The organism is Streptomyces sp. ML-6, from assembly GCF_030116705.1.
Taxonomy (GTDB): Bacteria; Actinomycetota; Actinomycetes; order Streptomycetales; family Streptomycetaceae; genus Streptomyces.
Window position 1 is genome coordinate 720,417 of the sequence record NZ_JAOTIK010000001.1, and the last position, 15,158, is coordinate 735,574.

The 15,158-nt window shown below is 73.4% G+C and carries 11 protein-coding genes and 1 pseudogene; 9 read left to right on the forward strand and 3 right to left on the reverse strand.

Features of this window, described 5'->3' with window-relative positions; translation table 11 throughout:
• The first annotated feature begins 149 nt into the window (after positions 1-149).
• The 3 genes from OCT49_RS03135 to OCT49_RS03145 all read left to right on the forward strand — a co-directional run bounded on the left by OCT49_RS03135 (position 150) and on the right by OCT49_RS03145 (position 4,309).
• Positions 150-959: an alpha/beta fold hydrolase gene (locus OCT49_RS03135; protein WP_283850365.1), complete on the forward strand. Its 810-nt coding sequence runs from the start codon at positions 150-152 to the stop codon at positions 957-959.
• Complete coding sequence (locus tag OCT49_RS03140) at positions 956-2,134, forward strand: glycosyltransferase (protein ID WP_283850366.1); 1,179 nt, start codon at positions 956-958, stop codon at positions 2,132-2,134. The genes OCT49_RS03135 and OCT49_RS03140 overlap by 4 nt, the downstream gene beginning before the upstream one ends.
• Before the next feature lie 279 nt (positions 2,135-2,413).
• Positions 2,414-4,309 (forward strand): ABC transporter ATP-binding protein, encoded by a 1,896-nt coding sequence (locus OCT49_RS03145; protein ID WP_283850367.1) that lies wholly within the window; start codon positions 2,414-2,416, stop codon positions 4,307-4,309.
• A 190-nt stretch (positions 4,310-4,499) separates the two neighbouring features.
• Here OCT49_RS03145 and OCT49_RS03150 read toward each other — a convergent pair whose 3' ends face one another.
• The gene (locus tag OCT49_RS03150; protein WP_283850368.1) at positions 4,500-5,273 is read right to left on the reverse strand and encodes an SGNH/GDSL hydrolase family protein; all 774 of its coding nucleotides are present in this window, start codon (positions 5,271-5,273) and stop codon (positions 4,500-4,502) included.
• Positions 5,274-5,735: 462 nt separating this feature from the next.
• Entirely contained in the window at positions 5,736-6,689 is a 954-nt protein-coding gene (locus OCT49_RS03155; protein WP_283850369.1) for an AraC family transcriptional regulator, read from the reverse strand.
• Positions 6,690-7,165: 476 nt separating this feature from the next.
• On the opposite strand from OCT49_RS03155, the gene OCT49_RS03160 reads away from it, so the two are divergent.
• The 5 genes and pseudogenes from OCT49_RS03160 to OCT49_RS03180 all read left to right on the forward strand — a co-directional run bounded on the left by OCT49_RS03160 (position 7,166) and on the right by OCT49_RS03180 (position 13,155).
• The gene (locus tag OCT49_RS03160) at positions 7,166-8,176 is read left to right on the forward strand and encodes an aldo/keto reductase (protein WP_283850370.1); all 1,011 of its coding nucleotides are present in this window, start codon (positions 7,166-7,168) and stop codon (positions 8,174-8,176) included.
• Positions 8,177-8,226: 50 nt separating this feature from the next.
• A complete protein-coding gene (locus OCT49_RS03165; RefSeq protein WP_283850371.1) occupies positions 8,227-8,646 on the forward strand; it encodes an SRPBCC family protein in 420 nt (139 codons plus the stop codon).
• A 143-nt stretch (positions 8,647-8,789) separates the two neighbouring features.
• Positions 8,790-9,434, forward strand: a complete 645-nt coding sequence (locus tag OCT49_RS03170; protein ID WP_283850372.1) for a low temperature requirement protein A — start codon at positions 8,790-8,792, stop codon at positions 9,432-9,434.
• A gap of 132 nt (positions 9,435-9,566) precedes the next feature.
• Positions 9,567-11,587 (forward strand): annotated as a pseudogene (locus OCT49_RS03175) (DUF4139 domain-containing protein).
• Positions 11,588-11,595: 8 nt separating this feature from the next.
• Positions 11,596-13,155, forward strand: a complete 1,560-nt coding sequence (locus OCT49_RS03180; RefSeq protein ID WP_283850373.1) for a mucoidy inhibitor MuiA family protein — start codon at positions 11,596-11,598, stop codon at positions 13,153-13,155.
• A gap of 106 nt (positions 13,156-13,261) precedes the next feature.
• Here the strand turns inward: OCT49_RS03180 and OCT49_RS03185 are convergent, their stop codons facing one another.
• Positions 13,262-14,512: an oxygenase MpaB family protein gene (locus OCT49_RS03185; protein ID WP_283850374.1), complete on the reverse strand. Its 1,251-nt coding sequence runs from the start codon at positions 14,510-14,512 to the stop codon at positions 13,262-13,264.
• Between the two features lie 43 nt (positions 14,513-14,555).
• On the opposite strand from OCT49_RS03185, the gene OCT49_RS03190 reads away from it, so the two are divergent.
• A complete protein-coding gene (locus OCT49_RS03190; protein WP_283850375.1) occupies positions 14,556-15,152 on the forward strand; it encodes a TetR/AcrR family transcriptional regulator in 597 nt (198 codons plus the stop codon).
• Positions 15,153-15,158 lie beyond the last annotated feature (6 nt).

Genomic DNA, 15,158 nt, shown 5'->3' on the forward strand with positions numbered 1-15,158 from the left:
GACCAGTCCGCTCTGTGAACCGGTCCGCTCCGTAAGCCGGGGCGCCTCCCCCTCCGTGTGATCGCCCCGTCAAGCACCCGTTCGGCCGTCCCCGCGGCAGGCGCACCTCCCGGGTGCCCGCCGCCACCCACGAAAGGGCCCGACCCCCCATGTCCAAGATCCGTACCGGCGAGATCGTCACCCATGTGCAGCGCTTACCGGCCACGGCCGCGCCCGCCCACGGCGGTGAGCCCCAGGTCGTCGTCTTCGTGCACGGGCTGCTGACCGACAGCCTCGCCAGTTACTACTTCACGCTCGGCCCCGCCTTCGCCGCCGCCGGGCACGACGTCGTCATGTACGACCTGCGCGGCCACGGGCGCAGCGACCGGCCGCGCACCGGCTACCGGCTGGAGGCGTTCGTCGACGACCTGGCGGCGCTGCTGGACGGCCTGGAGATCACCGGCCGGGTGCACCTGGTCGGCAATTCCTTCGGCGGGACGGTGGCCGCCGGTTTCGCCGCCTGGTACCCGGACCGGGTGGCCACGATCACGATGATCGAGTCCGAGCCGCCGGTCGCCCTGTGGAACGAGCACATGGCGGCGGGGCTCGCGGACGCCAGGACGCACCTGGTGCTGGAGGAGTCCCTCAGCTGGATCGCCGCCCACCACGGCGCGCACACCGCCCGGTTGTCCCGCAACGCCGGCCGGATCCTGCGGACGACGACGCTCGCCGAGGACGTGCCGCTGAGCCGGACCATCGACGACGACCTGTCCGCGCTGACCTGCCCGCTGCTCGCCGTCTTCGGCGACGAGTCGGGGCTCAGCGCCCAGGCGCCGGACCTGGAGAAGCGGGTGGCCGGCTGCCGCACGGTGATCCTGCCGGAGCAGGGCCATTCGGTCCTGGTCGAACAGCCCGCCGTCACCCGCGATCTCGTCCTGGAATGGATCGCCGAGCACACCCCGGCGGGAGCGTTGCGGTGACGCGTTTCCTGCTGGTCGTACCGCCGCTGGTCGGTCACACCAACCCGCTGGTCGGGGTTGCCGACGAGCTGGCCGGGCGCGGGCACGACGTCGCCTGGTGCGGGAACGCCGAGCAGCTCGGACGACTCGTGGGCGGGGGCGCCCGGATCTACGACTGCCCGATGCCGCGCGACGAGCACATGGTCCGGCCCCCGGGGCTGACCGGCCCGGCCGCGTTCCGGTTCCTGTGGGAGAACTTCTTCGTCCCCCTGGCCGACGCCATGGCCCCAGGGGTGGACGCCGCCGTCGAGGACTTCCGGCCCGACCTCGTCCTCACCGACCAGCACACGCTGGCCGGCTCGCTCACCGCGGAGCGGCGGGGCGTCGTGCACGTCACCTCGGCCAGCACCTCGGCCGAACTCGTCGATCCGCTCGCCGCGTTCCCGAAGATCGGTGCGTGGCTGCGGGAGCTGATGAACGGGCTGCGCCACCGCATCGGGGATCCCCGCGCCGAGGGCGACCCGCGGTTCTCCCCGTACGGGGTGGTGGCCTTCACCGGGCGCGAGCTGATCGGTGACGCGCCGCTGCCGCACGACCGGGTCCGGCTGGTCGGCCCGGTCATCGCGCCGCGCCCCGGCGACGGCGGCTTCCCCTGGGAGGCGCTGGACGGGGACCGCGAACTGGTGCTGGTCTCGCTGGGCACCGCCAACACCGACGCCGGGGGCCGTTTCCTGAGGGAAGCGGTCACCGCCCTGGACTCGCTCCGCGACCGGGTCCAGGGCGTGGTCGTCGACCCCGGGGGCCTGCTGGAGGATGTCCCGGACGGCATCCTCGTACGGGAGTACGTGCCGCAGCTCGACCTGCTGGCGCGGGCCTCCGCGGTGGTGTCGCACGGCGGGCACAACACCGTCTGCGAGTCGCTGTGGCACGGGCTGCCGCTGGTCCTGGCACCGATCCGGGACGATCAGCCGATCGTCACCGAGCAGGTCGTCACGGCGGGCGCCGGCGTCCGGGTCCGTTTCGGGCGGGTCGACGCGGCCCGGCTGCGGACGGCGCTGGAGACCGTGCTGGACGACACCGGGGGGCACCGCACCGCGGCCCGCGCCATCGGCCGCTCCCTGCGGGCGGCCGGCGGCCGGCGGGCCGCGGCCGACCTCGTGGAACACGTCGCGGCCGGCACACCCGTACACGGTTAGGACCTTTCGGCCGGTCCGGGTCGTTCCGGGTCGGGTCGGACAGGATCGGGCCCGGCCGGGAAGTGCCGTCCGGTGCGTACGCTCACGGGGCACGGGGCCGCCCCGTACCGGACAACGGCCGCGCGGCACGGTCCGGGCCGGTCCGCGCCGCGCGGAACACGGGACCGGCCGCGTCCCGCGCCCCGAAAGCACACCCGCACCGCCCCGAACACGCACGAACCGCACGGAGCACCACCGGGCCGACGGCCCGCCCCGCTCTCCTTCCTCGATGGGTTTCCCATGACACACCCCGTACGGGACGAGGTTCCCGCCACCGCCCCGGCACCGCCCGGCACGGCACCGCCCGGCACGGTTCCCGCGGCGTCGCCGCTGCGGATCCTGCTGCGCTACGCCCGTCCGCACCGCGCGGTGCTCGGCGCCACCCTCCTGATGGTGCTCGCCGCCAGCGCCTCGGGGCTCGTCCAGCCCCTGGTCGCCCAGCACGTCCTGGACGGGCTGGGCGAGAGGCGCGGCGTCCTGGGCCCGGTGGCGCTGCTCGCCGCGCTGGTCGTCCTCGGCGCCGCGCTCACCGGACTCCAGTCCTGGTGGCAGCAGCGCACCTCCGAACGCGTGGTCCGGCAGATCCGCACCGAACTGGTGCACCGTCTGATCCGGTTGCGGGTACCCGAGTTGGAGCACCGCTCGCCGGGCGACCTGATCGCGCGCGTCACCTCCGACAGCGTCCTGGTGCAGAACGCCGCCACCGAGGGCATGGTGATGGTCGCCAACGGCGTCCTGAGCATCCTCGGCGCCATCGTCCTGATGGGTGTGGTGCATCCGGGTCTGCTGGGGGTGACCGCCGCCGTCATGGTGGCCGTGGCCGTGGTGATGGGGCTGATCCTGCCGCACATCCGGAAGGCGGTGGCGCGGGCCCAGGAGTCGGTCGGGGCGATCGGGGCGACCCTCGACCGCACGCTGGGCGCGTACCGCACCGTCAAGGCCAACGGCGCCGAGGGCCGTGAGACCCTGCGCGCCGAGGCCGCCGTCGAGGAGGCCTACCGCGCCGGGCTGACCGGGGCCCGTTACGTGGCCTGGGTGAAGGTGCTGTCCGGGGTGTCCATCCAGGCGGCGTTCCTCGCCGTGCTCGGGGTCGGAGGCGCCCTGGTGGCTTCCGGCGGCCTCGCGGTCTCCGCCCTGATCGCCTTCCTGCTGTACGTGTTCTACCTGGCCAGTCCGATCGGCTCGCTGGTCGCGGGGCTCAGCACGCTCCAGCAGGGGCTGGGCGCGATCGGCCGCATCGAGCAGGTGCGCCACATGCCCGCCGAGGACGACGTGGACGTGCCGCCCGCCGGCGCGCCCGCGGAGGGCGGCGCTCCCCCGGTGGAGTTCGACGACGTCCGGTTCTCCTACCCGGGCCGCGAGCCCGCCCTGCGGGGCATCTCCTGCACGGTGCCCGGCGGCACCCGGACCGCGCTGGTGGGTCTGTCGGGGGCGGGCAAGACCACCCTGTTCGCGTTGCTCCAGCGCTTCCACGAACTCGATTCCGGCGCCATCCGGATCGACGGCGTGGACATCGCGACGCTGCCGCGCGCCGAGGTGCGCCGCCGCATCGCGTACGTGGAGCAGGAGTCGCCCGTGATGGCCGGCACCGTGGAGGACAACCTGCGGTACGCGGCGCAGGACGTGACCGCCGAGGACATCGCCGAGGTGCTGCGGCTGACTCGACTCGACTCGCTGATCGCCCGGCTGCCCGAGGGACTGCGCACCGAGGTCGGCAACCGCGGCGTCACACTGTCCGGCGGGGAACGCCAGCGCCTGGCCATCGCGCGCGCCCTGCTGCGCCGCCCGGAGGTGCTGCTGCTCGACGAGGCCACGGCACAGCTCGACGCGAACAACGAGCGGGCCCTGCGGGACGCCGTCGACCAGGCCGCGCGGCGCTGCACGGTGATCCTGATCGCGCACCGGCTCTCCACGGTCACGGAGGCGGACCAGATCGTGGTCCTCGAACACGGGCTGGTGCGGGCCTGCGGCAGCCACCCGGAGCTGGTCGCCTCCGACGGTCTGTACCGCGAGCTGGCGGCCAGTCAGATGCTGGTGCCGGAGGTGGAGGACCCGTCGTCCCTGGCGGATACGAACGCCGACGGCCCCGGCGGGCACTTGCCCGCGGGAGCGGAACGGAGCGGCCCCACCGGCTGAACAATCATTTCCGGGGCGTCGTTCCCCACGTTTCCCGGGCCGGGACGAGGGCGCCCGACTTTCCGGCCGAACGCCCTCGTCCCCACCTTTCCCCGACAGAGGTTCCAGGAATTCCTTTCCCTTTTTCGCGGGTGCGGAATTCCCCATGCCTTTTCGGGACCTCCGTCCGGGACAATTACTGCCGGCCGGTTCAGCCGGTAATGCTGTTGAGCTGGGCGAGATATCCGTCGCGGTGACCGGCCGCATTCGGGTGGTAGGACTCGTTGAGCTTGCTCCACTCCAGGCTCGTGACCCATTCCGAGCCGCCCGAGCAGAGGGTGTGGGGGTCGAACGCGGCCCGCGGGTCGAGGTAGGTGAGTCCGGCGGCGGAGGCGGCCGCCGACTGCACCCCGGCCAGGGTGTCGGCCGCCGAGTTGAGCGCCGCGCGCTCCTTGTCGCTCAGCCCGAAGATGCCGCAGTTGCCACCGATGGTGTAGAGGCGCGGGTAGCCCACGGCGACGACCCGGGCCTGGGGGGCGCGGGCCCGGATCGCGGAGTAGACCTGCTGGAGCCGGCCCGGAAGATACCCGGTCGCGGCGGCCTTGGCGGCCTCGACGCCCTCGATGCAGTCCTTGTCGTCGATGGTGAGGATGCAGTTCTTCAGCACCTCGACGAAGCCGACGTCGTTGCCGCCGATCTGGACGGTCACCAGGGTGGTGTCCGCCGTCACCCGGGGCACCTGGTTGGCCAGCAGCTCCGTGGTGGTGTCACCGGAGCAGGCCGCCTCGACGAAGGAGTAGCTCGGGTGCTGGGCCGCCCACAGCCGGGTGTACGAGAGCGGCCCCCTGCGGCACGCGTCGTCGGGGTTGTCGTACGTCCGCGTGCCGACGCCCACGGTGTAGGAGTCGCCGAGCGCCACGTACTTGCCGCCCGCGGCATGTGCCGGGGTGGCTAATGTCAGGCCGAGCAATAAGGCCGAAGCCATACCGAGAAAGATCTTCAAGGTTCTCATGGAGTCCTCTCCGATGAACGAAATTACCGACCCCAATGAAATACCATTGATGAATGCGGCGGAACACCCGCTGCTCGAAAAAATTCGAAACTCCCGATGACGTCCGCCCAAAAAGCGCCGACCGCCGGAAGAAACAGATGAAAGCGGACCAAGTGGGGTCAGGAGATACGGAGACGACCGCCGCCCAGAAATACGCCACATAGGAAAAACGGCGCGAGGAACACCGCACCGGGAGATACCGCGTACGAGGAAAGCCCGGCGCCGGGGCGACCTTCGGCACGGGCCGGGGTTCCGACCGGCGGGCAGCGGGGTCTGGTCAGCGGGTTCCGACCGGCGGGCGGCGGATTCCGGTCAACGAACTCCGGTCAGTGGGCGGCGGGTTCCGGTCAGCAGGCTTCCGGCCGACGGGCAGCGGGCTCCAGTCGGCGGGCGGGGTCATCCGGGCGGCGCGGTGTGTGCCACCCGTTCCCGGACCGTCCCGGTGGTGGGGCGTCGGCGGTAGTCGCCGGGCGGTACGCCCAGGACGCGCTTGAAGGCGACGCTGAGCGCGCTCTCGGAGCCGTAGCCGACGGAGCGGGCGATGGCGGCGAGCGTGGCGTCGTTCTTCCGCAGCCGCTGGGCGGCGAGTTCGATGCGCCAGCGGGTGAGGTACTCCAGAGGCCCTTGCCCGACGGCGCGCTTGAAGCGCGCGGCGAGGGTGGAGCGGGAGACGGCGCAGGCGCGGGCCAGCCCGGCGACCGTCCAGGCGTGGGCCGGGTCCCGGTGCAGTGCGGTCAGCGCGGTGGCGACCAGGGGGTCGGTGAGGCCGGCCGGCCACCCCTGGACGGTGTGCGGCGCGCGTGCGAGGTGCAGGCGCAGGGCGTGGGTGAGCATGACGATCGCGAGGTGTTCCGCCACGAGAGTGAAGGCCATCGGCCGGTCCGCGAGTTCCTGCTCGATGGCGGCGAGCGCCCAGTGCACCGTCTCCGCGTGCGGGGTGCCGGCCGGGATGTGGATCACCGGGGGCAGCCGGTCCAGGAGCAGTTCGCGGGCGCGGTCCCCGAAGGAGAAGGAGCCCCCGACGAGAAGGGTGCCGTCGCCCCGCCCGGCCCGGGCGACGCCGTTCTCGGCCCGGGCGAAGAGGGGCGCGGCGGGGACGGGCAGGGCCTCGGAGTCGCCGCGGAGGGTGAACCGGTGCGGGCCGGTGAGGAGGTAGCAGTCGCCCTCCGCCAGATCGAGCGGCTCGTCGAGCCCGTCGACCTCCAGTCGGCAGGAGCCGCGCCGCACCGCGTTGAACTTCACCCCCGGAGGGGCGTCGAACCGCACGGCCCACTGCCCGCCGGCCACCAGGGCCGCGGACAGCCGGGCCCGCACCTCCAGCAGGGTCAGCACGTCTTCGAGCGGATCCATCGCCACCCCTTTGGACGCTCACTAAAGGGACCAGGACTGCAAACCATAGTCCGTCCGTTCAGGGCTCCCTAACGTGGCGGTCATGACGAACACACTCCTGACCACCCCCTTCACCGCCCGCACCTCAGCCGAGGAGGTGATCGACGGCGTGGCCGCCCCGCCCTCGACCCGGAGGCGGCCGACCGACTCCGGGAGTACACCTCGGCCACCCTCCGCACCACGGCCTGAGCGGCACACCAAGAAGGGGGAGCGAGGAGCCCGGGGCGCGAAGCAAGGGCACAAAACAGGCACGAGGCAGACGCCGAATATCACCTCTTGCATTAGTGCGCGCATGCAAGTATTGTCTCTGCATGTAAGGCGCGCTTGCATCTGATGTGGGCCCGCACAACCGGTGGACCGCCCTCCCCCACGGCGCCCCGGCTCCCCGGAGCCGGGGCCCGCCGGGCAACCACCCCCACCCCCACAAAGGCATCATCATGACCCTCAAGGACATCCTTCCCGGCCGTCTCGGCTTCGGTACCGCCCCGCTCGGCAACATGTTCCGCGCTATCCCCGACGACGAGGCCCGCGCCACCGTCGAGGCCGCCTGGGACCAGGGCACCCGCTACTACGACACCGCCCCCTTCTACGGCGCCGGCCTCGCCGAGCAGCGCCTGGGCGAGGTCCTGTCCGCCAGGCCCCGCGACGAGTACGTCCTGTCGACCAAGGTCGGCCGCGTCATCCTCGACGAACCCGAGGAGGGCGCCCGCGACCTCGGCGAGAAGGGCGGCCTGTTCGAGCACGGCAACCCCAACAAGATGCTCCACGAGTGGACCGCCGAGGCCACCGAACGCTCCATCGAGGGCAGCCTCAGGCGCCTGCGCACCGACCGCCTCGACATCGTCTGGGTCCACGACATCGCCCAGGACTTCCACGGCGACGCATGGCTGAGCAAGTTCGAGGAGGCCCGCACCGGCGCCTTCCGGGTCCTGACCCGCCTGCGCGACGAGGGCGTCATCAGGGCCTGGGGCCTGGGCGTCAACAAGACCGAACCCATCGAACTCACCCTCGCCCTCGACGAACCCCGCCCCGACGGGTTCCTCCTCGCCGGCCGCTACACCCTCCTGGACCACGCCCACGCCCTCCAGCGCCTGCTGCCCACGGCCCAGGAACAGGGCGTCGACATGGTCGTCGGCGGCCCCTACAGCTCCGGCATCCTCGCCGGCGGCACCCACTTCGAATACCAGCAGGCCCCGCCGGAGATCATCGAACGCGTCGGAAAGCTCAAGGCCCTCGCCGAAAAGCACAACACCAGCATCAAGGCCGCCGCCCTCCAGTTCTCCCTCGCCCACCCCGCCACCGCCGCCGTCATCCCCGGCGCCACCCGCCCCAGCCGCATCGCCGAGGACACCGCCGCCCTCAACGAGACCGTCCCGGCCGCCTTCTGGCACGACCTGCGCACCGCCGGCCTGGTCAGCCCCACCGCCCCCCTCCCCGACGGCGCCTGACCCCTCACCCCGAAAACCCCACCCCAGCACCAGAATCCAGGAGAACCACCATGGCCTCCACCTCCGTCTCCCGCATCGTCCCCGCCTCCCCCGACAAGGTCTGGAACCTCATCGGCGGCTTCGATGCCCTCCCCGACTGGCTCCCCTACATCCCCGAGAGCACCCCCGCCGAGGGCGGCCGCGTCCGCCGCCTGAAGAACCCCCAGGGCGACGTCATCATCGAACGCCTCGTGGACTTCAACGAAACCGAACGCCACTACAGCTACGCCATCCTCCAGGCACCGTTCCCGGTCAACGGCTACGTCTCCACCCTCCGGGTCCACACCGTCCCCGGCCACGACGACGTCGCCGAGGTCCAGTGGTCCGGCCGCTTCAACCCCCACAACGCCACCGAACAGGAAGTCACCGACCTCTTCACCGGCATCTACACCGACGGCCTCGACGCCCTCCACCAGACCCTGACTTCCTGACCCGTCACCGACCCCCGGTCTCCCGGCCCACCACGGCCCGGAAGCCGCAACCGAACCGCACGGCCCGGACACGCCCCACGCGTGCCCGGGCCGCGGTGCGCCCAACCGCTCCCTCGTTGCGGATCCTGTCGCACCGACGGATCGTGAACCCATGCCGATGCCGAGTCCCACCGGGCGGTCGAGCGGCGAGCGGACGTGAGCAGCGCGCCCTTCGCCGCCTGTTCATCATCCAGCTCGGCGAGACGGTCCTGACCATCGGTGCGGCGATCTCCGCGGCCCCGGTCGACGCGGCGACGGCGACGGTCGGTCCCGGCGTGTTCGTGGCACTGGTGTGCCTGTGCGCCAGCTACTTCAGAGGGGGCGAGGACATCCTCGCCCGGCACGTCGCCACGACGGCCGACTCGCTGGTCCCCGTCCGACGAGCCGTCAGCGGCCAGTACCCCACCCTGGCCGGCCTGGTCGCCCTCGCCGTGGGGGCCGAACTCGCCATCGGTCACCCCACCGGGCCCGGCAGCGCAACGTTCGGCCTCCTCCTCTCCGGCGGCCCGGTCCTCTACGTGATCACCCAGGCGTGGTGGTACCACACCTCCACCCGGCAGGCCTGGGGCGCCCGCCTCCTCGCCTGCCTGGCCTGTGCGGCCGTCGGCGTCGCGGCCGTCGGCGTCGCGGCCGTCCGGCTCCCGCCGCTGGTCTCCGTACTGGTCCTGGACGCGATCCTCCTCGTGCTCGTCGCCGCACTGAAACGGGTGCACCACCGGGTGCTCACCACGATGACCGCCGGTACCTGAACCGGCGTCACCACCCCCACCCGCCCCGTCCGTCCCGTCCGCCACCCCGCTCCTCCCGAGGCTCGCCCCGGACGCGCGGACCGGCCGGGCGTAAGCTGCGCTCAGCATGAACACGGCGGGGGGATGGAGCACATGGCGACTGAGCCGGCGCAGCGGTGGGGATCGACCCTCGATTCGGTCGTGGTGTACGCGCAGGGCGCGGTCTGCCGACGCCTGGCCCGGGGCGACGTACCCCCCGACGGCCGGGTGCGGGTGACGGGGCTGCCCCGCTCGCTGGACCCCGGTTCGCTGCGGGCCCGGGTCCTGGGCGCCCCCGGGGTGCGCGTCACCGGGGCCCGGGTGGAGGTCGAGGCCGAGCCTCCGGCCGCGGACGCGCCGGACGGCCTGCAGCGCGAGGTCGAGCGGCTGAGCGACGAGTGCGCTGCGGCGCGGGGCCGCCGGGACCGGCAGCTGGGGCTGATCGCGGAGGTCGGCGCCCTCCGCCCGGTCCCGCCCGCCCGCAAGCGCGAGGACCCGCACCGCCGCACCCCGGTCGACGCGTGGCTGGAGCTCGCCGACTTCGTCGACGAACGGCTGACGGGACTGCACCGGCACCTCGTCGAGCTGGAGGAGGCGCTGCGCGACGTCGAGCACGAGCTCGACGTCGCCGCCGACCGGCTCACCCGTGCCTCCACCGACGCACCGTCCGCGCACGTGGAGACCACGGTCTGCGCGGCCTTGACCCTCGACGGCACCGGTGACCCGGGGACGGAACTGGAGCTGGAGCTGGAATACGGGGTGCCGGGCGCGGTCTGGGTGCCGGCCTACCGGCTCACCCACCGTCAGGGCGACGGCAGCGGCCGTCTGGTGCTGCGCGCCTCGGTCGCCCAGCGGACCGGCGAGGACTGGACCGGTGTGCGCGTCGCCCTGGCCACCGCCGACCTCCGGCGCCGCACCGACCTGCCGGAACTCCGCTCGATCCGGGTCGGGCGCAGTCAGCCGGTCCCCGCGCCCTCCGGCTGGCGCGAGCCCCCCGCCGGGCTCGCCGGCCTGTTCTCCGGATACGACGCGGCAGGCCCCCCACCGGCCCCGGCCGCCATACCCGCGGCCATGGCCGTGGGGGCCGGTTCCGCGCCCGATCCCGTTCCGGCGCCCCCGCCGCCCGCGCCGCAGGGCTACGGCGGTCCGCCCCCTCCGGCGCCCGGTGGCGGGTACGGGGCTCCCCCGGAGGCCTTCGGCGGCCAGATGCCCGACCGCCCGCGGTCGGCCCGTCCGCGAAGGGGCGCCGGGGCGCCCGCGGCCCCGGCCGGGCCGCGCCGCCGGCGCCGGTGACCGGTCCGCCGCAGCCGAGCGGTGACGAGCTCGACTACGCCGCCCTCGTCCTGTGCGGTCCCGACGAGCGGAGCGACCGCAGGGGCCGGCTGTTCCCCGGCGATCCCTTCGACCCGGTGGCGGTCGAGTACCGTCGCCGTGCCGAGGCGGTGGCCGCGCTGCCGCTGCCCGGACAGGCCGTGCGCCCCCGCGAGTCGGCGGGGTCCTTCGACCACCGCTTCGACGCCGCCGCCCGCGCGGACATCCCGTCGGACGGCACCTGGCACACCGTCACCGTCGGTGAGATCCCGGTCGGTCTGCGCACCGAGTACCTCTGCGTCCCGTCCGTGGAGCAGACCGTGTACGCGACGCTGGTGCTCTCCAACGCCACGGATCAGGCGCTGCTGGCCGGTCCGGTGGAGGTCGTGGTGGACGACGACTTCCTGCTGACCGCCGCACTGCCCACGCTCGCCCCCGGCGGAGTCCGCCGAGTGGGGCTCGGGCCGGCCGAGGGCATCCGGGTCACCCGCCGCACGAACCTGCGCGAGTCGACCGTGGGCCTGCGCAACAACACCACCGTGCTCGACCACCGCGTCCACGTGGAGCTGGCCAACCGGCTCGCGCGGCCCGTCACCGTGGAAGTCCGCGAGCGGGTGCCGGTCTCCTCCGAACCGGACGTCCGGATCGAGGAACGGGCCGACTGGACGGCGCCCGGGGAGGACACCGGGCCCGACCGGCACGCGCCGGGCACCCGTGTCTGGCGCCTGGACCTGCCCGCAGGCGCCACCGCCGCCCTCGACGGCGGCTACGAGATCCGCATCCCGGCCGGCAAGGCCCTGGCCGGCGGCAACCGCAGGAGCTGACACCAGCCATGTCCACGGCCCCGAAGCCGATCGCCCTTCCCGTCACCGCCGTCACGTGCCTGGAGGACCGCGCCCACGTCGAGCGTGCCGTCGTGCTCGATCTGGAGGCCGGAGTCCAGCGGCTGCGTCTCGGGCCGGTCAGTGCGCTGGCCGTCGACCGGACCCTCCACGCCGAACTGACCGGTGATCACTCCGCGACCGTGCTCGACGTACGGATCGTCCGCGACTGGACGCCGCGCGACCCGCGGCCGTCCGCCGACGACTCCGCCCTGCGCCACCGCGTGCACGCCCTCGAGGAGGAACGGCTGGCCCTGGAGCAGCACCGCGACCGGCTGCGGGCCCGCCTCGACCTGCTCGGCCGCCTCGCCACCGACCTGCTGCGGGAGATCGGCGAGGGCGCCGGCTCCGGGGAGACCGACCGGTCCCGCTGGGCCCGCGAACTGGACCGGGTGGACGGCGAGCGCGACACGCACGGCGAGGAACTGCGTACCGCGGAAGCCCGGTTGGGCACCCTCGCCGACGAACTCGGGGAGGCGCGACAGGCCCTGCTCCTCTCCGAGGAGGAACCCGCCGAGCTGGTCGGCCACATCGAGTTGACCGTCGAGGCCGGGGCCGCCGGGCCGGTCGGGCTGCGCCTGAGTCATCTCGTCCCGTGCGCGCTGTGGCGGCCCGCCTACCGGGCCGTGCTCGAGGGGGACTCCCTGACGCTGGAGACCGACGCGATGGTCTGGCAGCGCACCGGGGAGGACTGGTCGGACGTGCGGCTGACCCTGTCGACGGCCCGTTCGGCGCTGGCCACCGACCCGCCGCGGCTGGACGAGGACCGGCTGACGCTCCGGGACCGTTCCGCGGCGGAGCGCCGCACGGTGGACGTCGAGCTGCGCGAGGAGGAGATCGGGGTCCTCGGACCGGCCCCGGTGCTCGGTCTGCCCGGGGTGGACGACGGCGGCGAGGCGCGGGTGCTGAGGTCCCCCGCGCCGGTCTCGGTGCCCTGCGACGGCCGCGCCCACCGGGTGCCGCTCTCCTCGTTCACCACGGCCGCGCCCAGTGAGCACACCTGCGCACCGGAGCTGTCCCCCCTGGTCACCCAGGTGGTCCGGTTCGACAACCTGTCCGGCCACGCGCTGCTCGCCGGTCCCGTGGACCTGGTCCGCGACAGCGGATTCAGCGGGCGCGGCACCCTGGACTTCACCGCCCCCGGCGCCCCCGCCCGGCTGGCCTTCGGCAGCCGCGACGACTACCGGGTGGTCCGGCGGACCGAGGAATCCCGCGACACCACCGGCATCACCCAGCGGACCGTGGTGACCCGCACGGTCCAGTTGCACCTGTCCCGGTTCTCCGCCCCCGGGGAACACGGCGAACAGCGGGTGGTCCTGCGGGAGCGGATCCCGGTCTCCGAGGTCTCGGCGGTGGAGGTGCGCCTGCGCGAGGACTCCTGCTCCCCGGCCCCTGACGCGGTCGACGCCGAGGGCATCGTCCACTGGGAGATCCCCCTCCCGCCCGGTGGACGCCGCACGATCACCCTGGTCTACGAGCTGTCGGCGAGCGCCAAGGTCACCGGTCTCTGAGCCCGGCCCGTACCGGCCGCCGCCCCGCGCGAACCGGGCGGCGGCACCCGGCCGTTCCCGGACCGTGGTGCACGCCGACGCCCCGGCCGGGTCCGGGCGGTCCCGCTCACCCCGCCTCCGGCAGGCGGGCCACGGTGGCGGGGCCGTCGTGGAACATCGAGGCCAGGTGCTTGTCCTGCACGCGCGCGCCGTGCCGTTCCAGCCGTTCCCGGCCGCCGGGCAGCACACCGAGGACCCGGTACCGGAACGTGTTCGTGACCAGTGCGAGGGCCGGCCCCCACGGGAGGCTGGGGCGCAGCCCCAGTTCGCGCATCCCGGCCGGGCCCACGAAGGCGGTGAGCAGGCTCATCTGCCGGGCGCGCTCGTAACGCCGGTGGAACCGTTCGACGACGGGGCTGTCGTGGCCGAAGCAGCGTTCGGCCTGGGCGTCCATGGTCAGGCGGGCAAGGTCCCGGCCGGCCTGGGTCTGCCCGGCGGCGGACAGCAGAATGTGGTAGTTCCATCGGTGCCGGACGTCCTCGACATCGGTCAGCCACTCCGGCGCGACACCCATCAGCAGGCCGACGTACCGCCACAGGTGCATGAGGTCGTCGCGCTGCCGACGGGTCAGGCGCACCCCGAGCCCGAGGCAGCCGATGATCACGGTCGCGTCGAAGAGTCCGAGGGTGGCCGCCTGGTCGGCCTGGTTGATCGGCAGGCCCCAGCGCCCGGAGTCCCAGCGCGGCTCGAAGTGCGCGTTCACCAGGGCGTGCATGGCGCGCACATGGACGGTGAGGCGCCAGCCCTCGGCCCCCGGGCGCAGGCCGCCGGGGCGGGTGACGGCATGGGACCACTTGGCCGTCTCGCCCAGGCGCCGCAGCGTCTCGCCCCCGCCCAGGCCGCCGGTGAGCACCAGCAGGTCGGCCGGTCCGCCGAAGCGGTAACCACCGACGAGGGAGAGGAGGGTGAGGACGTCGCCGCTGTTGCGGCCCAGGGAGCGGTAGGCCGCCGCGCCGCGCTCGATCCGGTCCCAGTCGACCCAGTCGGGGACGGTCGTCGCGTGGTCCAGGAACGCCCGCAGCGCGGGCGGCAGGTCCTGGGGCACGTCGGGGGCCGCGTGCAGTGCCCTGCCGAGCAGGGAGCGCGTGACCCGGGCCGGGTCACCGGCCGGCAGGCGCATCGCCCCGGTGAGGGCGGCGCCCAGTTCGTCGCGCTGGAGGAGAGCGGCTCCCAGCCGCTCCATGAGGGTCTCGTCGACGTCCTTGTCGATGCCGGCGAGGAGGAAGAGCGGACGGGCGATCCGGCGGCCGCGTCGCTCGGCCTCCCGGAAGCGGCTCGGAAACGGACCGATGGCACGGACCTCGCTGCTCTGCGTCATACGACCGTTGTAATGCGAATAATTGTTCGCATACAATTCGCTTATGCGTAAGACGCCCCGTCAGGAGCGGTCGCGGGAGATGGTCGAGCGGATCATCGACGCAGGGCGCGCGGTCCTGGCACGCGATGGCTACGCACGGTTCGCGACGACCCGGGTCGCCGACGCGGCCGGCATCAGTCCGGGTTCCCTCTACCAGTACTTCCGGAACAAGGAAGAGCTCCTCACCGTGCTCATGGAGCGGTACTGGGCGGAGGCGGGCGACCGGGTGGCGGCGTCGCTCGCCGACCATCTCGCCGACCCGCCCGAGCGGCTGATCCCCAATGTGATCGAGGCGCTGCTGTCCGCCCTGGAGCAGGACTCGCAACTTCTTCGCGTCGTGATCGAGGAGGTGCCGCCGAGCTATCACGAGGACCATCTGCACCACATCCGGCGCCGCATCCAGGACCTGGGTTCGGCGTACCTCGCGGGGCGCGCGCCCGAGGAACGGAACGGGGCCACCCGTGCCTGGGTGCTCGTGGCCGCGATGGAGGCGCTCAGCGTACGCTGGATCCTCGACCGGCCCGCCATCCGGCGCGACGAGCTGATCGAGGAACTCACCGCGCTCGTCACCAACTACATGTTCCGCGCGGACCCGGCCTGACGACGG